Source organism: Anaeromassilibacillus sp. SJQ-5 (genome assembly GCF_054108045.1).
Window position 1 is genome coordinate 882,557 of record NZ_JBPJWQ010000001.1, and the last position, 18,496, is coordinate 901,052.

18 protein-coding genes and 2 tRNA genes are annotated in these 18,496 nt (G+C 63.7%); 17 read left to right on the forward strand and 3 right to left on the reverse strand.

What is annotated here, in order from left to right; translation table 11 throughout:
- Window positions 1-6 precede the first annotated feature (6 nt).
- The 12 genes from ACSAMM_RS03575 to ACSAMM_RS03630 all read left to right on the forward strand — a co-directional run bounded on the left by ACSAMM_RS03575 (window position 7) and on the right by ACSAMM_RS03630 (window position 8,867).
- Window positions 7-972, forward strand: coding sequence for a cob(I)yrinic acid a,c-diamide adenosyltransferase (locus ACSAMM_RS03575; protein WP_457789822.1), 966 nt, complete (start codon window positions 7-9; stop codon window positions 970-972).
- Window positions 962-2,416 carry an aldehyde dehydrogenase gene (locus ACSAMM_RS03580; RefSeq protein ID WP_178725369.1) on the forward strand — a complete coding sequence of 485 codons (1,455 nt, stop codon included), beginning with the start codon at window positions 962-964 and terminating at the stop codon, window positions 2,414-2,416. The genes ACSAMM_RS03575 and ACSAMM_RS03580 overlap by 11 nt, the downstream gene beginning before the upstream one ends.
- 36 nt (window positions 2,417-2,452) lie before the next feature.
- Window positions 2,453-3,658 carry a zinc-dependent alcohol dehydrogenase gene (locus ACSAMM_RS03585; RefSeq protein ID WP_457789825.1) on the forward strand — a complete coding sequence of 402 codons (1,206 nt, stop codon included), beginning with the start codon at window positions 2,453-2,455 and terminating at the stop codon, window positions 3,656-3,658.
- A 137-nt stretch (window positions 3,659-3,795) separates the two neighbouring features.
- Window positions 3,796-4,134 carry a BMC domain-containing protein gene (locus ACSAMM_RS03590; RefSeq protein ID WP_178725365.1) on the forward strand — a complete coding sequence of 113 codons (339 nt, stop codon included), beginning with the start codon at window positions 3,796-3,798 and terminating at the stop codon, window positions 4,132-4,134.
- A gap of 46 nt (window positions 4,135-4,180) precedes the next feature.
- Window positions 4,181-4,456, forward strand: coding sequence for a BMC domain-containing protein (locus ACSAMM_RS03595; protein ID WP_457789827.1), 276 nt, complete (start codon window positions 4,181-4,183; stop codon window positions 4,454-4,456).
- Window positions 4,457-4,669: 213 nt separating this feature from the next.
- A complete protein-coding gene (locus ACSAMM_RS03600) occupies window positions 4,670-4,945 on the forward strand; it encodes a BMC domain-containing protein (protein ID WP_457789829.1) in 276 nt (91 codons plus the stop codon).
- 202 nt (window positions 4,946-5,147) lie between these two features.
- A complete protein-coding gene (locus ACSAMM_RS03605) occupies window positions 5,148-5,420 on the forward strand; it encodes a BMC domain-containing protein (protein ID WP_457792143.1) in 273 nt (90 codons plus the stop codon).
- 28 nt (window positions 5,421-5,448) lie between these two features.
- A complete protein-coding gene (locus tag ACSAMM_RS03610) occupies window positions 5,449-5,721 on the forward strand; it encodes a BMC domain-containing protein (protein WP_178722485.1) in 273 nt (90 codons plus the stop codon).
- Window positions 5,722-5,958: 237 nt separating this feature from the next.
- Entirely contained in the window at window positions 5,959-6,612 is a 654-nt protein-coding gene (gene pduL, locus ACSAMM_RS03615) for a phosphate propanoyltransferase (protein WP_457789832.1), read from the forward strand.
- A gap of 42 nt (window positions 6,613-6,654) precedes the next feature.
- Complete coding sequence (locus ACSAMM_RS03620) at window positions 6,655-6,906, forward strand: EutN/CcmL family microcompartment protein (RefSeq protein ID WP_178722489.1); 252 nt, start codon at window positions 6,655-6,657, stop codon at window positions 6,904-6,906.
- Window positions 6,907-6,955: 49 nt separating this feature from the next.
- On the forward strand, window positions 6,956-8,281 hold the full coding sequence (locus tag ACSAMM_RS03625) for a 4Fe-4S dicluster domain-containing protein (protein WP_178722491.1): 1,326 nt from the start codon (window positions 6,956-6,958) through the stop codon (window positions 8,279-8,281).
- A 40-nt stretch (window positions 8,282-8,321) separates the two neighbouring features.
- A complete protein-coding gene (locus tag ACSAMM_RS03630; protein ID WP_178722493.1) occupies window positions 8,322-8,867 on the forward strand; it encodes a BMC domain-containing protein in 546 nt (181 codons plus the stop codon).
- 74 nt (window positions 8,868-8,941) lie between these two features.
- Here ACSAMM_RS03630 and ACSAMM_RS03635 read toward each other — a convergent pair whose 3' ends face one another.
- Window positions 8,942-9,760 carry an endonuclease/exonuclease/phosphatase family protein gene (locus ACSAMM_RS03635; protein ID WP_178722495.1) on the reverse strand — a complete coding sequence of 273 codons (819 nt, stop codon included), beginning with the start codon at window positions 9,758-9,760 and terminating at the stop codon, window positions 8,942-8,944.
- A 229-nt stretch (window positions 9,761-9,989) separates the two neighbouring features.
- Here ACSAMM_RS03635 and dinB point away from each other — a divergent pair, with 229 nt between their 5' ends.
- From dinB to ACSAMM_RS03655, 4 genes are all read left to right on the forward strand, one after another.
- Window positions 9,990-11,231 (forward strand): DNA polymerase IV, encoded by a 1,242-nt coding sequence (gene dinB / locus ACSAMM_RS03640; protein ID WP_178722497.1) that lies wholly within the window; start codon window positions 9,990-9,992, stop codon window positions 11,229-11,231.
- A gap of 124 nt (window positions 11,232-11,355) precedes the next feature.
- Window positions 11,356-11,432: transfer RNA gene (locus ACSAMM_RS03645), tRNA-Asp, on the forward strand.
- A gap of 3 nt (window positions 11,433-11,435) precedes the next feature.
- Window positions 11,436-11,511, forward strand: a tRNA-Thr gene (locus tag ACSAMM_RS03650).
- A 75-nt stretch (window positions 11,512-11,586) separates the two neighbouring features.
- Window positions 11,587-13,227 carry a phosphotransferase gene (locus ACSAMM_RS03655; protein WP_457789835.1) on the forward strand — a complete coding sequence of 547 codons (1,641 nt, stop codon included), beginning with the start codon at window positions 11,587-11,589 and terminating at the stop codon, window positions 13,225-13,227.
- Window positions 13,228-13,275: 48 nt separating this feature from the next.
- On the opposite strand, the gene ACSAMM_RS03660 is transcribed toward ACSAMM_RS03655, so the two are convergent.
- Together ACSAMM_RS03660 and ACSAMM_RS03665 are read right to left on the reverse strand one after the other, a co-directional pair.
- On the reverse strand, window positions 13,276-14,922 hold the full coding sequence (locus ACSAMM_RS03660; RefSeq protein ID WP_457789837.1) for an ammonium transporter: 1,647 nt from the start codon (window positions 14,920-14,922) through the stop codon (window positions 13,276-13,278).
- Between the two features lie 72 nt (window positions 14,923-14,994).
- Window positions 14,995-17,085 carry a glutamine synthetase III family protein gene (locus tag ACSAMM_RS03665; RefSeq protein WP_457789839.1) on the reverse strand — a complete coding sequence of 697 codons (2,091 nt, stop codon included), beginning with the start codon at window positions 17,083-17,085 and terminating at the stop codon, window positions 14,995-14,997.
- Window positions 17,086-17,405: 320 nt separating this feature from the next.
- Between ACSAMM_RS03665 and ACSAMM_RS03670 the strand changes: the two genes are divergently transcribed.
- Complete coding sequence (locus tag ACSAMM_RS03670; protein WP_178724510.1) at window positions 17,406-18,494, forward strand: glutamine amidotransferase family protein; 1,089 nt, start codon at window positions 17,406-17,408, stop codon at window positions 18,492-18,494.
- Window positions 18,495-18,496 lie beyond the last annotated feature (2 nt).

Sequence of the window (18,496 nt, forward strand, 5' to 3'; positions counted from 1 at the left end):
AGCGGCATGGAACTCTATACGAAAAAAGGCGACGGCGGCCGGGCGAGTACCATCACCCGGATGAATATCCCCAAGAACAGCCCGATTTTCGAGCTGCTGGGCACCCTGGACGAGTTCACGTCGGCCCTGGGGGTGGCCAAGCGGAAGGCCCCGGCCTCCCTGGCCCCTCTGCTGGAGGAGATCCAGGGCCATGTCATCGCCCTGAACGGCGAGCTGGCCGGCGGCCAGAAATTCGCCACCGGCGAGAAGGTGCGGCAGCTGGAAGCCGCCATCGATTCCCTGATGGAAAACGTCCCGCCCTTCAGCGGCTTCATCCTGCCGGGCGGTTCAGAGGGCGGCGCGGCCCTGGATCTGGCCCGCGCCGTGGCCCGCCGGGCGGAACGCTGCGCGGTGGCCGCCTCCCAGACCGGCGGCGTGAACCGCGACGTGCTGGCCTGGATGAACCGCTTGTCGGATTTGCTGTACGCTCTGGCCCGCGTCTGCGACCGCACGACGCCCGCCCCGTCCCCGGCCCCGGCCGCGCCGGTCATGGCTTCGGCCCTGACGGCGGACGGCTTCTGCGATCAGGCCGCGGCCCTCTGCCGGGCCCTCCGGCTGCGCGCGAGGGAGCAGGGCTTCCGGGTGGTGGCCGCCGTCTGCGACGCCGGCGGCAACGCCGTCGCCCTCCAGCGGGACGACGACGCATACATCGCCAGCGTGGACGTGGCCTCCAATAAGGCGTTCACGGCGGTTTCCCTGAAAATGACCACCGAGCAGGTGGGCCGGCTGGCCCAGCCCGGCGCCCCCCTCTACGGGGTGCAGCACACCAACCAGGGCCGGATTGTGATTTTCGGCGGGGGCGCCCCCTTGATGCGCGGCGGCGTCATCGTCGGCGGCCTGGGGGTCAGCGGCGGTTCCGCCGAGCAGGACACCGCCCTGTGCGACTACGGCGTGCAGCTTTTTGAAAAGGAGATGGAAACCCTTGGCTTTTGAAATTTCCGAAGCACAAATCGAGAAAATCGTGGAACAGGTTCTGCGCAGCCTTCCGGACGCCTCCGCGCCGGCCGCACAGTGGGATGCCACCGGGTACGGCGGCCGGAAATTCATTGGGATTTTCGAGAGTATGGAAGCCGCCATCGAGGCCACGGCGGCCGGCTATAAGGCCCTCAGAGAGATGACGGTGGAGCAGCGGGAGAAAATCATCACCGAAATCCGCCGCCTGACCCGGGCCGAGGCCGAAACCATGGCCCGCCTGGGCGTGGCCGAAACCGGCATGGGCCGGGTGGAGCATAAGACCGCCAAGCACCTGCTGGTGGCGGACAAAACCCCCGGCACCGAGGACATCGTGTCCGAGGCGCGTACCGGCGACCACGGCCTGACCCTCGTGGAAATGGCCCCCTTCGGCCTGGTGGGCAGCATCACCCCCAGCACCAACCCCAGCGAAACGGTGCTGTGCAACAGCATCGGCATGGTGGCCGCGGGCAACGGCGTGGTCTTCAACCCTCACCCTCACGCCATTGCCACCTCGAATTACGCCGTCGACCTGGTCAACCGGGCCTCCAAGGCGGCGGGCGGCCCCGAAATCCTGGTCTGCTCGGTGGCCAAGCCCACCATGGAGACCGCCAAGGTCATGCAGACCCATCCCGCTATCAAGCTGCTGGTCTGCACCGGCGGTCCCGGCGTGGTGCGGGCGGTGCTCTCCTCCGGCAAGAAGGCCATCGGCGCGGGCGCGGGCAATCCCCCCGTCATCGTGGACGACACCGCCGACATCCGCAAGGCCGCCAAGGACATTATCGACGGCTGCACCTTCGATAACAACCTGCCCTGCATCGCGGAAAAAGAGGTTTTCGCCTTCCAGAATATCGCCGACGAGCTGATCCACTACATGCGGCAGAACGGCGCCTATCTCATGAGCGCCGAACAGGCCGACGCCCTGGCCCAGATCGTCCTGGTCGATCAGGAGGACAAGAAAACCGGCAAAATGCGCCGCGTCATCAACCGCAAGTGCGTGGGCCGGGACGCCGACGTGCTGCTTTCCATGATCGGGGTCAAGGCGGACAAGGAAATCCGCTGCCTCATCTGCGAGACGGATTTCGGCCATCCCTTCGTGCAGGAGGAGCTGATGATGCCCATCCTGCCCATCGTGCGGGTGGGGGACATCGACGAGGCCATCGACCTGGCCGTCAAGGCCGAGCACGGCAACCGGCACACCGCCCACATGCATTCCAAGAATGTGGATCATCTCAGCCGGTTCGCCAAGGCGGTGGAAACCACCATCTTCGTCAAGAACGCCCCGTCCTACGCGGGCATCGGCTTCGGCGGGGAAGGACATACCACCTTCACCATCGCGGGCCCCACGGGCGAGGGCATCACCTCCGCCCGCAGCTACACCCGCAAGCGCCGCTGCGTGATGGCGGATAACTTCCGCATCATATAAACGAGTCAATCAACGGATAGAAATTGAGGTGCAAACATGGATTTGAATGCGAATCAGGTGGAGAGCATCGTGCGTCAGGTCCTCACCCAGATGGGCGGGGCCTCCGCTCCGAAAAAGGCCGCGGGCATCCCCGCCACCGCCCGGGTCGCCATGCTCACCGGCCCCAAGACCATCGAGGTCAAGGAATTCCCCATGCCCCAGGTGGGCGACAACGACATCCTGGTCAAGGTAGAGGGCTGCGGCGTCTGCGGCACCGACGTCCACGAGTGGAAGGGCGACCCCTTCGGCCTGGCCCCGGTGGTCCTCGGCCACGAGGGCACCGGCGAAATCGTGGCGCTGGGCAAGAATATCAAGTGCGACACCGCCGGCAAGCCCCTGAAGGTGGGGGATAAGCTGGTGACCTCGGTCATCAGTTGCGGCGAATGCGGCATCTGCCGCCTGCATCCCGGCACCACCAACCTGTGCGATAACCAGGGCATCTTCGGCCTGATTTCCGACAGCCCGGACAAACACCTGAACGGCTGGTTCTCCACCCACCTGCTCATCAGCGGCAAGGGCGCGACCTACTTCGAGGTCAACGACCTGAACCTGAAGGAGCGGATGCTGCTGGAGCTGGCGTGCGTGTGTGTCCACGCCCTGGGCCGGGGCAACGGCACCGGCCTGTTAAACTTCGGCAGCAAGGTGCTCATCCAGGGCTGCGGCCCGGTGGGCCTGATGATGATCGCGGTGCTGCGCGCGGCGGGCATCAATCACCTCATCGCGGTGGACGGCTCCGCCTCCCGCCTGGAGATGGCCAAGAAGCTGGGCGTCAAGACGGTCATCAACTTCCGCGAGGCCGATACCCTGGAGAAGCGGGTCGCGGCCGTCAAGGCGGTCACGAACGGCATGGGCGCCGACTTTGCGTACCAGTGCACCGGCGCGCCCCCCGCGGCCGCCGATATCTACAGCTACATCCGCCGGGGCGGCGGGCTGTGCGAGATGGGCTTCTTCGTCAACAACGGCGAATGCACCATCAACCCCCATTTCGCCCTGTGCAATAAGGAGATCAACCTGGTCGGCTCCTGGGATTACAGCGCGTCGGATTATCCCACCACCATCGCCTTCCTCAAGCAGGCGCGGGAGATGAAGATTCCGATCGAGGACCTGATTACCCACAGCTTCCCGCTGGATAAGCTCAACGAGGCCATGGAGGTCAACGTGTCCCAGAAGGGCATTAAGATCGCCTATGTGGCTGAAGCGTAAGCGAAGCTTACGATTCAGCTTGGAAAACCCCTTGCGAGCCAGGACGGCGGCTCGCATTTCGCGGCGAACGCCGCGAAAACGGTCTTTTCCCGCATTAATAGGATGCGGGAACTCTCAGAAAGGTACGGGTACACAGTATGGCGCTTGGTTTGATTGAGGTCTTCGGCTTCACCACCTCCATCGTGGTGGCCGACGCCGTGGCGAAGGCCGCGGACGTGACCATCGTCGCGCTGGACAAAAATAAACCCGCGAACGGCGACGCGGCGGAGGTTCCTCTGCTGATGACCATCAAGTTCGAGGGGGACGTGGCGGCGGTGGAGGCCGGCATGCAGGCGGGCGTCGCGCTGGCGGAGAGCCGGGGGCTGCTGGTGACCAGCCACATGATCTCCCGGCAGGAGGCCGATACCGAGAAGATGGCCCGCATTAACGCTCTGGGCAAGGATAAGCTGAACACAGCGTATCTTGAAGAATATTGACCCCGCTCATTGGAAAAAACACTTGTCATAAAAGGAGAAAAACGATATGATGGAAGCATTGGGAATGGTAGAAACCCGCGGCCTGGTCGCCGCTATCGAAGCCGCCGACGCCATGGTGAAAGCGGCCAACGTCACCCTCATCGGCTCTGAGAAAATCGGATCCGGCTTGGTGAGCATCATGGTGCGCGGCGATGTCGGCGCTGTGAAGGCCGCCGTCGAGGCCGGCGGCGCTGCCGCGTCCCGCCTGGGCGAAGTCATCGCCACCCACGTGATTCCCCGCCCCCACGGCGACGTGGAGAAGCTGCTGCCTGTCCTGAAGTAAGAACCAGTCCCAATAGCCGTTCAAGGGCCATTCATTGGCGGATTTTTCACCATACGGCGTTGTCAAATCTTGCATTCCATCAAGGAGTGCGGCGATTTTCCGCCTTGTCTGGTGAAAAATCCGCTCAAAGCCTGACCATTTCAGGCTATTGGTACAGGTTCTAAGCTCTCGACAGACCGGCTCAATTCGCTCTGGAAAGGCACGGTACCCGACATGAACAAAGCCATTGCCCTTTTGGAAGTGCAGGCTATGGTCACGGCCATCACCGGCCTGGACGCCATGCTCAAGGCGGCCGACGTGCGGCTCATCCATGTGGAAAAACGCCTGGGCGGCCGCCTGGTGACGATTGTGGTGGACGGAACGGTCTCCGACGTGACCGCGGCGGCTGAGGCCGGCCGGGAAGCGGCGGCCCGGGTGGGGAAGGTGAAGCTCTGCGAGGTCATCGCCAACCCCCATCCCGAGGTGACCAAATTCCTGTATACCGACTGACCGCTGAGGCAGCGGTTTCATTCCCGCGAAAGGATGCGATTCCATGGCAGAAGCCAAGAAGACCCCTGCCGCCAAGGCCGTGGAGGAGCCTGCGTCCAAAGCCGCCCCGGCGGCCAAACGCCCGGCCTCCCGCAAAGCGGCCCCGTCCGCGGCGGCTCAGCCCGCCACCACCACCCCTGTTATGAAAAAGGAGAAAACGAACATGGAAGCTTTAGGAATGGTAGAAACCCGCGGCCTGGTCGCCGCTATCGAAGCCGCCGACGCCATGGTGAAAGCGGCCAACGTCACCCTCATCGGCTCTGAGAAAATCGGATCCGGCTTGGTGAGCATCATGGTGCGCGGCGATGTCGGCGCTGTGAAGGCCGCCGTCGAGGCCGGCGGCGCTGCCGCGTCCCGCCTGGGCGAAGTCATCGCCACCCACGTGATTCCCCGCCCCCACGGCGACGTGGAGAAGCTGCTGCCCGTTCTGAAATAAGGAATAACAATACACGGAGGAACCAACAATGGAAGCTTTAGGAATGGTGGAAACCCGCGGCCTGGTGGCCGCTATCGAAGCCGCCGATGCCATGGTCAAGGCGGCCAACGTCACCCTCATCGGCTCTGAGAAAATCGGATCCGGCTTGGTGAGCATCATGGTGCGCGGCGACGTCGGCGCCGTGAAATCCGCCGTCGAGGCCGGCGGCGCTGCCGCGTCCCGCCTGGGCGAAGTCATCGCCACCCACGTGATTCCCCGTCCCCATAACGACGTGGAGAAGCTGCTGCCCGTTCTCAAATAAGCGCTTTGCTAAAATCACAGAGATTGAGAAAAAGCGTGGTTTCGCGTCTATAAGACGCGAAATGCGGGCCATGAAGGGTGGCCTGCAAGCGGTTTTTCAAGGGCGCGTTGCAAGTTTTTGCAACGCGCCCCCCCGCCGCGGGGATGCGCGCGTCCCGGTCCGTCCATCCACCCAGGTGCTTTGATTTTGCTCATAACGCGTTTGATTATATAGAGCCGTGTAAGGAGGCCGTCAACCATGAGTGTGGACGCTGCTGTCGTTTCGGAAATTGTCCGCCGTGTTCTGCGGGAACAGGGAGGGGCCGCCGCCCCTCAAGCCGTTCCCGTCGGCGTGTCCAACCGCCATATCCATCTGACCCAGGAGCATGTGGAAATCCTCTTCGGCAAGGGCTATGCGCTCACCCCTCTGAAGGATTTGTCTCAGCCGGGGCAGTATGCCTGCAAGGAGCTGCTGACCATCATCGGGCCCTCCCTGCGGCCCATTGAGAATGTGCGGGTGCTCGGCCCGGTGCGGAAAAAGACCCAGGTGGAGATTTCCCGCACCGATTCCTTCACCCTCAAGGTCAAGCCCCCGGTGCGCGAATCCGGCGACACGGCGGGAAGCGCCGGGCTGACCATCGTCGGCCCCAAGGGCGTGGTGACCATCGAGGAAGGCTGCATCATCGCCAACCGGCACATCCATATGAGCCCCGCCGACGGGGAGGCCTTCGGCCTGAAGGACGGAGATACTGTCACCGTGGAGACCGACGGCGCCCGCCGTACCCGGTTTTACGACGTGCAGATCCGGGTCAGCCCCCAGTTCCGTCTGGAAATGCACATCGATACCGACGACGCCAACGCCGCCGGCATTGGCAACGGGGCCCAGGTGAAGGTCTTGCAGGACACGAAATAAGGAGTAACGCGCCGCGGGGCGGCGGAAAGGCTGAGGTTTGCTATGCTGATGGGGAAGGTGGTCGGCAATGTGGTGTCGACCCGGAAAAACGAAAAAATCATCGGTTCCACCATTCTGGAAATCCGCCTGATGGAAAACCGGCAGGAAACCGATAAGTATATCATTGCCATCGACAGCCTGGGCGCCGGCATCGGGGAAACCGTGCTGGTCACCACGGGCAGCAGCGCGCGGCTGGCTCTGCCGAATCAGCAGGCGCCGGTGGACGCGGTGGTCGTGGGCATCGTCGATTATTAACGGCTGTCGCGCTCTTGTCAGACTGCTCTAGGATGGAAGGAACATCGAGATGAACATCAACGAACTGAAAAAACGGATAGCGGACGCGGGCTGTGTGGGCGCGGGCGGCGCCGGTTTTCCCACCGCCGTCAAGGTGGCGGAGGGGGCCGACTCCCTGATTATCAACGCCGCCGAATGCGAGCCGCTGCTGTATACCGACTATTATGTGATGAAGCGGGCCATGGAGCGCATTGCCTCCGGCGCCGAAACCGTCATGGAGGCGGCGGGGATCCCCAATGGGTACCTGGGCGTCAAGGCTCACACCGCCAAGCGCCTGGGGCTCAGCCACGGGGACGCGGTGTCCTCCCACGTGAAGGTACATATTCTCCCCGACGTCTATCCCATGGGGGATGAAATCATCCTGATTTATCAGGTGCTGGGCCGGGTGGTTACCCCTGGCAGCCTGCCCCTGTCCGCCGGGGTGCTGGTCTTCAACGCCGAGACTCTGTATAATGTGGATCGGGCGGTGAAGGAAGGCCTGCCGGTGACAGAAAAATGGGTGACCATCGGCGGCAAGGTGGCCCGTCCCGTGTCTCTGAAGGTGCCGGTGGGCACCGGCGTGGCCGAGCTGTTCGCCCATCTGGGCGTGAGCGTGCCGGAGGGCTGCGTGGTCATCGACGGCGGCCCTGCCATGGGCCCGGTCATCAACCCGGACACGGCAGTGATCACCAAAACCACCAAGGGGCTGCTGATTCTGCCCGACGACATCCCCGCCATCACCAGCAAGCTCAGCCAGAACCGGGCGGTGATGGCCCACGCCTCCTCCAACTGCTGCCAGTGCACCCTCTGCTCCGAGATGTGCCCCCGCGCCCTCATCGGGTACCCCCTGCGGCCCCATAAGATCGTGCGCACCTCGCTGTCCCTCGTGGAGGAGATGCCCGAGGCGTTCACCGAGGCCCAGGTGTGCAGCGCCTGTGGCGTCTGCGAGCTGACCGCCTGCTGCCAGGGGATCAGCCCCCGCCGGGTGTACGCCCAGGTCAAGGGGATCCTGGCCAAGAACAAGCTGCGCTACCAGCATAAGGGGGAGCTTACGGTGGATCCCGACCGGGAATACCGGATGCTGCCCAGCGATCGGTTTATGACCCGCATTGGCGTCGCGCCGTTTGACGCCGTGCCCGATTTCCTGCCCGACGGCTACGTCCCCTCCCGGGTGACCCTTCCCATGCGCCAGCATGTGGGCGCTCCCGCCGCCCCCGCCGTCAAGGCTGGGGACACCGTGCGGGCCGGGGACATCGTCGGGGCCGCGGCGGGCGTCGTGTCGGCCAACATCCACGCGCCGGTATCCGGTCGGGTGGCCTCCGCCGACGCGGGCGCCGTGGTCATTGTGACGGCCTGAGAGGAAAGACAAACGGAACATCCGGAAAGGTTGATGGCAGATGGTATACGCAGTTGGCGTCATTGAGATAAAAAGCATTGCAAAGGGTGTGGAGGCGTGCGACAGCGCGCTGAAATCGGCGGGCGTCCGCCTGATTTCGGCGCATCCCTCCTGCCCGGGAAAATATGAGATCCTGCTGACCGGGAACCTCTCGGACGTGCAGACGGCCCTGGAACGGGTTCGCTCCTTCTACGGCAGCTACATCGTGGACGCGGTGCTGATGGGCCGCATCGACGAATCGGTCGTCAAGGCCCTCATGGGCGCGCAGACGGCGGTGGCCACCGGCGCGCTGGGCATTGTGGAGACCTTCTCCGCCGCCAGCGCCATCAAGGCGGCGGACACGGCGGTCAAGACCTCCAAGGTGGAGATCCTCGACCTGCGGGTCTCCCGCGGCATGGGCGGCAAGGGCGTCGTCATGCTCACCGGCGAGGTCAGCGACGTGACCGCGGCGGTGGAGGCCGGCGGAGACTACGCCAAGCAGCAGGGGCTGTTTTGCAGCAGCTCGGTCATGGCCGCGCCCCACGAGGAGCTGTGGCAGTATCTGTAAAACCGTACAGGCGGGATGCAGCACATGGCACATAATGAAAAGCCGGGGCGTTTGCCGCCCCGGCTTTATGCCGTTTATTCCGCCGCTTTTTTCCGGACGCTCAGAACAGCCACCAGGGGGAAATGGTCGGAGGGATACCGGCCGTCCAGGCTGCTGGTGTCCAGATAGGCGTCCTGAATCTGAAAATCGTCGCTGACAAAGATGTAATCGATGGGGCGGCGGCCCTTGCACCGGCCCCGGAAGCCGTGATAGGAATTGTGGATATCCTTCGTATCAAAGCGGGAATAGACGCTGGTCAGATGGATGTCGGTAAAGGGATGCCGGTTTTCGGACAGCATCCTCACCGGCTTGCTGCCCGGGCGGGCGTTGAGATCCCCCATGAGGATGGTGGGCAGCTTTTCCCGCAGGTTGTACCGGTGCATATACTCCAGGATGGTGCGCACGCCCAGGCTCCGCGCCGGGCCGCAGACGTGGTCGAAATGGGTGTTGAACACCCGGATTTTCTGCCCAAGCTCCTTGGAATACACCTCGCACACGGTGCAGATGCGGGGGAACATGGCGAAATAGGCGCGGCTGCCGCTTTTCTCCGGATGCTTGGAGAGCCAGAACGTCTGGTCGTACACGGCGGCCCAGTCCGGCTCGTGCACCAGGATGGCGGAATGCTCGTTGGTGCGCTTGCGGGTGCGGCCCCAGCCGAAAATGCTGTAGTCCGTGAGCAGGCGGCGGATATCCTCCTTCATGGCGGGCATCAGCTCCTGCACGCCCACGATGGCGGCGCCGGATTCCTCGATGAGGCGGGTGACCAGCTCCCGCCGGTTGGTCCAGGAGTGGGATCCGTGAAAAATCGAGTCGCGTTTGACGTTGAAGGAAACGACTTTGAGGGCTTCTTCCATGCCGGGGTCATCCTTTCGGACAAATTGTCGGAAACAGGGGACGAAAAGCCCTTGCTTTCATTTCATAGCCATGACGCATTCCTTTCCACAAAAACCGTTGGAAAGAAAGGTATGCCTTTCTTTCCAACTATATACCTTCCGGCCCGGAAGGTCAATCGGTATTTCTTGAAGAATTTCGAAAGATTTTTGGTAGAGCCGCCTGCGGCGGAAGAAAGGGGGAAAACGGCGCATGGATCGCACCATCCTGCACTGCGATTGCAACGGCTTTTACGCCTCGGTGGAGGGGGTGCGCGATCCCGCCCTGCGCCGGGTGCCCATGGCGGTGTGCGGCGATCCGGAGCACCGTCACGGCGTCATCCTCGCCAAGAACGAGCTGGCCAAGCAGCGGGGCGTCCGGACGGCGGAGACCGTTTTCCAGGCGCGGCAGAAATGCCCGGGACTGGTTTTGGTGCCGCCCCACCGGGAGCTCTACGAGGAATATTCTCGCCGGGTCAACGCCATTTATGCGCGGTACACCGACATGGTGGAGCCTTTCGGCATTGACGAATCCTGGCTGGACGTGACCGGCAGCCGCCGGCTGTTCGGCGGCGGGCAGGCCATCGCCGACGCCCTGCGCCGGACGGTGCGGGAGGAGACCGGCCTGACCATATCGGTGGGGGTGTCGTTCAACAAAATTTTTGCCAAGCTGGGCAGCGATTACCGCAAGCCGGACGCCACGACGGTGATCACCCGGGAGAATTACAAGCAGGTGGTGTTCCCCCTGCCGGCCGCGGCGCTGCTGTACGTGGGGGACAAGGCGGCGGCCACCCTGGCGGGCATGGGCATCCATACCATCGGGGAGCTGGCCGGGGCGGACCCGTACCGGCTGACCCGCGCCCTCGGGCGGCTGGGGGAGATGCTGCACCGCTACGCGTGCGGGCTGGACGACAGCCCGGTCCGCCTGGCGGCGCAGGGACGGGACATCCAGTCGGTGGGCAATAACATGACCTTTCCCCGGGATTTGACGGGGGAGGAGGACGTGCGGGCGGGGGTGCTCCTGCTCGCCGACAGTGTGGCCGAACGGCTGCGCCGCCAGGGGCTTTGGTGCCGGACGGTGCAGGTGATCGTCAAGAACCCGGCGCTGCAGACCATTTCCCGGCAGCAGCCCCTGCGCCGGCCGACCAATCTGGCCGCCGAGCTGGCCGCGGCGGCCATGGACATCCTCCGCCGCTCCTGGAGCATGGACAAGCCCATCCGCATGCTCTCCCTGACCGGCCTGCAGTTGACCGACCGGGACGAGGGGGAGCAGCTGTCCCTGTTCGACGACGGGGAGGGGGAGCGCCATGATAAGCGGGAACGCCTGGAGACCGCCATGGATCGGATCCGGCTGAAATACGGCCGGGCCGCCATCCGCCCCGGGGCGGCCATGCGCGGCGACCTGGGCGGAGAAACGCCCGAAAACCGGCGGGAAAAGGGCGATGCTGGGAAATAAAACTTTTTGTATTTTTTCTTGCAGAAAATGATTGACAAACCACGTGCTATCGCTTATAATATACACCGTCGCTGATGTCCGGGCACCTGGATATCGTGGATGCTCCGGCATCCGGCGGTCAAGTGGCCCGGTAGTTCAGCTGGTTAGAACGCTAGCCTGTCACGCTAGAGGTCGACGGTTCGAGCCCGTTCCGGGTCGCCACTTGCATCTATAGCTCAGTCGGCAGAGCGCATCCTTGGTAAGGATGAGGTCAGCAGTTCGAATCTGCTTAGATGCTCCATGAAAATCCCCGCGTTGCCGATGGCTTCGCGGGGATTCTGTTTTTTCATTGTACATAGGGAAGGGAGAGCCGCTTATGCCCAGCTTACTCATTCTCGGGGCCGGAGGGTTCGGCCAGATGGTCAAGGAAACCGCCGGCTTGTTGGGGTACGCCCCCGTCATGTTCCTGGACGACGCCGCCAAGGGGGCGGACGTGGCGGGGAAATGCTGCGATTATCACGCCAAGCGCGCGGAATTCGACACCGCCGTCGCCGCCTTCGGCAACAGCGATATGCGCCTGACCTGGACGGATAAGCTGCTTCAGGCGGGGTACGCCGTGCCCGCCCTCATCCACCCCTCCGCCGTCGTCAGCCCCAGCGCGGTCATCGGGCCGGGCTGCTTCATCATGCAGCGCGCCGTGGTCAACACCCACACCCGTATCGAGCGGGCGGTGCTGGTCAACAGCGGCGCGGTGGTGGATCACGACACGACGGTGGGCGCGGGGGCCCACGTGGGCCTGGGCAGCGTGGTCAAGGCCTACTGTGCCATCGCGCCGGGCCGCAAGGTGGAGGCGGGCGAGGTGGTCTTCTCCACCCGGCGGCAAATCGACGGGGTGAACAGCCGGGCGCTGGAGGACGCGCTGTACGCCTTCGGCTTCGGGACGCAGTGCCGGTACGTCAAGCCCTTCGGCGCGGGGCATATCAACGAAACCTACGCGGTATACATGCCCGGCGCGGACGGGGCGGATGAGCTGACCTATGTGCTCCAGCGGGTGAACACCAACGTGTTCAAGGATCCGGCCGGGGTGATGGAAAACATCTTCGGCGTGACCGAATTCATGCGGGACGTAATCCGCGCGGAGGGCGGCGACCCCGACCGGGGCACCCTGTCCTATATCAAGACCAAGTGCGGGCATAACTATTTCGAGGACGACGAGGGGCAGCCCTGGCGCTGCTACAACTATATCCCCGATTCCGTCTGCTATCAGACGGTGGAGCGGCCGGAGCAGTTCTATCAGTCCGCCCGCAGCTTCGGGCATTTCCTCAAGCAGCTGGGCGCGTACCCGGCGGCGAGCCTGCACGAGACCATCCCGCATTTTCACGACACCGTGCGGCGGTACGAGGCTTTTGAAAAGGCGCTGCGCCGGGACGTGATGGACCGGGCCCGGCGGTGCCGGCCGGAGGCCGCCTTCGCCGAGGCCCGGCGGGAGGACTGCGGCCGGCTGGTGCGCCAGCAGGAGCAGGGGCTGCTCCCTCTGCGGGTGACCCACAACGACACCAAGCTCAACAACATCCTCTTTGACGCCGCCACCGGCGAGGGGCTGTGCATCATCGACCTGGACACCATCATGCCCGGCCTGGCCGCCAACGATTTCGGCGATTCCATCCGCTTCGGCGCGAGCACGGCGGCGGAGGACGAGCCGGAGCTTGATAAGGTGCACTTCGACATCGGCCTGTACGAGCTGTACGTCAAGGGGTATCTGGAAACGGCGGGCGAAGTGCTGACCCCCGCCGAGCTGGACAGCCTGCCCTGGGGCGCGCGGCTGATGACGCTGGAATGCGGTATGCGGTTCCTCACCGACTTTTTGCAGGGGGACACCTATTTTAAGACCGCCTATCCCGAGCACAACCTGGTGCGGGCCCGCACCCAGTTCAAGCTGGTGCAGGAGATGGAGCAGCAGTTCGACGCCATGCGGCTGCTGGTGCGCCGGTACGCGGGACAGGAATCCGGACAATAAAGCACCGCCCCGGTGGCGGCCCTTATCGGGCTGCCACCGGGGCGGTTTTCAGTCCTCGTCCTGCAGGGCGGCGTAGCCTTCCTCGCCGGTACGCACCTTGACGACGTTTTCCACGTCGTAAACGAAGATCTTGCCGTCGCCCACAGCGCCGGTGTACAGCGCCCGGCGCACCGTGGCAATCAGCAGATCCAGCGGCACCTTGCTGATGACGACCTCCAGCTTGACCTTGGGCAGCAGGGTGGTTTCCACCTCGGCACCGCGATAGTATTCCCGGCGCCCCTTCTGCATGCCGCAGCCCAGCACCTGGGTCACCGTCAGGCCGGTGATGCCGATTTGCTCCAGGGCGGCCTTCAACTCTTCGAACTTGCTTTGCCGGGTGATGACGACCACCTTGGTCAGCTTGACGTCCGGTCCGGCCGTGCTCACCACCGGCACCGCCGCCTCCACCGGCACCGCCGCCGCGGCCTCGTTCTCCGCCGGCATGAAGTCGGCGTAGCTGCTTGTCAGGCCGTGCTCGATGATGTCCAGCCCCGCCGTTTCCTCATTTTTGGGAACCCGAAGGCCGATGGTTCTCTTGATTACCTGGAACACCACGGTCATGGTAACGCCCACCCAGGCGATCACCGCGGCCACGCCCAGGGCCTGCACCCCCAGCATTTTGAAGCCGCCGCCGTAGAACAGGCCGCCGTCCACCGCGAACAGGCCGGTCAGCAGGGTGCCCGTCGCGCCGCACAGGCCGTGCACGCCGATAGCGCCCACCGGATCGTCGATTTTCAGCACCTTATCGATGAACTCGATGCCGAAAACCACCACGAAAGCGGCGATCAGGCCGATGAAGAACGCGCCCACCGGCGTGACTGCGTCGCATCCGGCGGTGATGGCCACCAGACCGGCCAGGGAGCCGTTGAGGGTCATGGACACGTCGGGCTTTTTATACCGGATCCAGGTGATAATCATCACCGCCGTCGTCGCCGTGGCCGCCGCCAGGTTGGTGGTGACGAAAATATCGGCGGCCGAACGGATCGCGTCGTCCCCGGTCATGGAAACGGTGGAGCAGCCGTTGAAGCCGAACCAGCAGAACCACAGGATGAAGACGCCGAGGGCGCCGAGAGGGAGGCTGTGGCCCGGGATGGCCCGGGGCTTGCCGTCCTTGCCGTATTTGCCGATGCGGGGCCCCAGGATTTTCGCGCCCACCAGGGCCGCCACGCCGCCCACCATGTGCACGGCGGTGGAGCCGGCGAAATCGTGGAAGCCCAGCTGGGACAGCCAGCCGCCGCCCCAGATCCAGTGGCCGGAGATGGGGTAGATGACGGCGCTGATCACCAGGCTGTAGACCAGATACGAGGAGAACTTGGTCCTCTCCGCCATCGCGCCGGAGACAATGGTGGCGGCGGTGGCGCAGAACACCGTCTGGAAGATGACGAACGCGCTCGAGGGGAACGACTGGCTGTAATCGCCGCGGATAAAGAAGTCCAGCCCGCCGATGAAAGGCCCGTCCCCCGCAAACATCAGCCCGAAGCCGATGGCCCAGAAGACCAGGGTGCCCACCGCGAAATCCATCAGGTTTTTCATGATGATATTTCCGGCGTTTTTCGCCCGGGTGAAGCCGGTTTCCACCATGGCGAACCCGGCCTGCATGAAGAAGACGAGCACCGCCCCCAGCAGTACCCAAATGGTGTCCAGTGCCGCAAACATACTGCATTCCTCCTAAAATAAAACGTGCGCCCGCCGGAGACAAACCGGCGGATGCACGTCTTTGTGCGCGTTTTATTGGACGCTGTAGAGCAGATCCGCGTAGGTGGGCAGCGTCCAGTATTTCTTGGAAACCAGGGTTTCCAGCTCGTCCACCACCAGCCGCAGCTCGGCCATGCTGCCGAAGACGCGGCGGCGGGTGTAGTCCGCCTCGTCCAGGGGGGAGGCGCTCTCCGGCGCGCCGAGCAGCGCGTCCTCCAGGGCCTCCAGCTTGCTCATCAGGCAGCCGCACAGGCCGTCGATCTTTCCGCAGAGCTGCTCCTCCAGCGCGCCGCCGCTCTTGAAGCAGGCTTTCTTCGCCTGCAGCAGGCTCAGCAGCTCATTCTGGTAGCCGACGCAGGCGGGGATGACGTCCCGCCGCACCATGTCCACCATGGTCAGGGCCTCGATGCGCAGGGTCTTGGCGTAGTTTTCCAGCAGGATCTCGTACCGGGAGCGCAGCTCGGTTTCGGTAAAGACGTGGTGCCGGGTGAACACCTCGATGCTCTTCGGCTCCACAAAGGCGGGCAGCGCCTCCACGGTGGAGCGCCGGTTGGACAGGCCGCGTCCCTCGGCCTCGGCCACCCACTCGTCGGAATAGCTGTTGCCGTTAAAGACGATGCGCCGGTGCTCCCGGATGGTCTTCCGGATGAGGGCGGCCAGATCCGCCTGGAAATCGGCGGAGGCCTCCAGCTGGTCGGCGAACTGGCGCAGGGATTCCGCCACCACGGTGTTCAGCACGATGTTCGGCCCGGCGATGGAGAACGCGGAGCCCAGCATCCGGAACTCAAACTTGTTGCCGGTGAAGGCGAAGGGGGAGGTGCGGTTCCGGTCGGTGGTGTCCTTGGGGAAGTGGGGGAGCACCGTCACCCCGATTTCCATGGGATGCTTATCCGGGCCGTGATACGCCGCGCCCGACTCCAGGCTTTTCAGGATCTCGGTCAGCTCGTCGCCCAGGAACATCGAGATGATGGCGGGCGGCGCTTCGTTGGCCCCCAGCCGGTGATCGTTGCCGGCGCTGGCCGCCGATACCCGCAGCAGATCCTGGTAATCGTCCACCGCCTGGATGACGGCGCACAGGAACAGCAGGAACTGCGCGTTGTCGTGAGGGGTGTCGCCCGGCTCCAGCAGGTTGACGCCGGTGTCGGTGCTGATGGACCAGTTGTTGTGCTTGCCGCTGCCGTTGACCCCGGCGAAGGGCTTCTCGTGCAGCAGGCAGACCAGCCCGTGCCGGGCCGCCACGGTTTTCATCAGATCCATGGTCAGCTGGTTGTGATCGCAGGCGATGTTGGTGGTCTCGAACACGGGGGCCAGCTCGTGCTGGGCGGGGGCTACCTCGTTGTGCTTGGTTTTGGCCGGTATCCCCAGCTTCCACAGCTCCTCCTCCAGCTCCCGCATGAAGGCGGCCACCCGGGGCTTGATGCTGCCGAAATAGTGATCCTCCAGCTCCTGCCCCTTGGGAGGCCGCGCGCCGAAGAGGGTGCGCCCGGTATACAGGAGGTCCGGCCGTTTCTCATACGCGGCCTTGTCCACCAGGAAATACTCCTGCTCCGGCCCGACGGTGGTGATGACCCGATGGGCCGCCGTGTTGCCGAACAGCCGCAGAATCCGCATGGCCTGCCGATCCAGGGCCTCCATGGAACGCAGGAGCGGCGTTTTCTTATCCAGCGCCTCGCCGCTGTAGGAGCAGAAGGCGGTTGGTATGTAAAGGGTGCCGTCCTTGATGAAAGCGTAGGAGGTGATGTCCCAAACCGTGTAGCCGCGGGCCTCGAAGGTGGCCCGCAGGCCGCCGGAGGGGAAGCTGGAGGCGTCCGGCTCGCCCCGCACCAGCTCTTTGCCCGAGAACTCCATGAGCACCCGCCCGCCCGGCTCGGGGGAGATGAAGCTGTCGTGCTTCTCCGCTGTCACGCCGGTCATGGGCTGGAACCAGTGGGTGTAATGGGTCGCGCCGTGCTCCACGGCCCAGTCCTTCATGGCGTTGGCCACCACATTGGCCACGTCCAGCTCCAGGTGGGTGCCCAGGGCCATGGTCTTTTTCAGCGCCTTGTACACGTCTTTGGGCAGGCGGGCCTGCATGACGGCGTCGTTGAACACCATGCTGCCGAACAGGTTGGGAACGTTTTTCATACCGGTCAACTCCTTACTGCTTTTGCTGAAAACACAAAGGCGCCGCAGACGGTCCCCCGTCCGCAGCGCCTTTGCTGTCTCTGCTAACAGCATACCGCGCCGACACGCATTTGTCAATAGCTAATGTGAAATTTATTGATATTAAACTTGCAAAAACTACGATACAAAATCCGAAAACCCTCTGTAAATCCTGACAAAATGAAAGTTAAAGATAAAATATTTTCAAAAATATCTTGACAGCGATTTTGGACCGCCGTATACTGAAAGACGTAGCACGGCCGCCGGCAAGCGGCCGCTCCACCGAAAGGACGGTCAGCCATATGAGGAAGGAAGGGCAGGTGCGCATCCCGTCCGGGTGCGCCATCGCGGGGATATTCGATAAGTCGGGCGCGCGCATGAACGGGGAGGCCATTATCGAGTCCATCGCCGTCATGCACGACCGCTCCAATGGACTGGGCGGCGGGTTCGCGGCCTACGGGATCTACCCGGAATACAAGGACTATTACGCGTTCCATCTGTTTTACGACAGCACCGCCGCCCGCAAGGAGTGCGAGGATTTTCTGGATCGGCATTTCGACATGATCAACCTCTCGAAAATCCCCACCCGCAAGCTGAAAGCCATCACCGACGAGCCCATGATTTGGCGGTATTTCCTCACCCCGCTGCCCTCTAAGCTGGCGGACAGCCAGCTCGACGAGCGGGAGTTCGTCGCCCGGTGCGTGTTCCGCATCAACACCGGCATCGACGGCGCCCACGTGTTTTCCAGCGGGAAGAACATGGGCGTGTTCAAGGGGGTGGGGTATCCGGAGGACGTGGGCCGGTTCTACCGCCTGGAGGAATACGAGGGGTATTGCTTCACCGCCCATGGCCGGTATCCCACCAATACGCCGGGCTGGTGGGGCGGCGCGCATCCCTTCGCGCTGCTGGATTATTCCGTGGTGCACAACGGAGAGATTTCCTCCTACGACGCCAACCGCCGCGCCATGGAGATGCATGGCTACGCCTGTACCCTGCAGACCGACACCGAGGTCATCGCCTATATTGTGGACTATCTCCATCGGAAGGTGGGCCTGTCCTTTGAGGAGATCGCGTCGGTTATCGCCGCCCCCTTCTGGCAGACCATCGAGCGTATGGAGCCGGAGAAGCGGCGCACCCACGAATATCTGCGGCAGGTCTTTGCGTCCCAGCTGATTACCGGGCCCTTTTCCATCCTGGTGGGCTTCGACGGGGGGCTGATGGCCCTCAACGACCGGCTGAAGCTGCGCAGCCTGGTGGTGGGCGAGAAGGGAAGCCGGGTCTATTTTGCCAGCGAGGAGGCGGCCATCCGGCGCATCGAGCCCACGCTCGAGCGGGTATGGGCGCCCCGCGGGGGAGAACCCGTCCTCGTGGGATTGCAGCAGGAGAGGTGAAC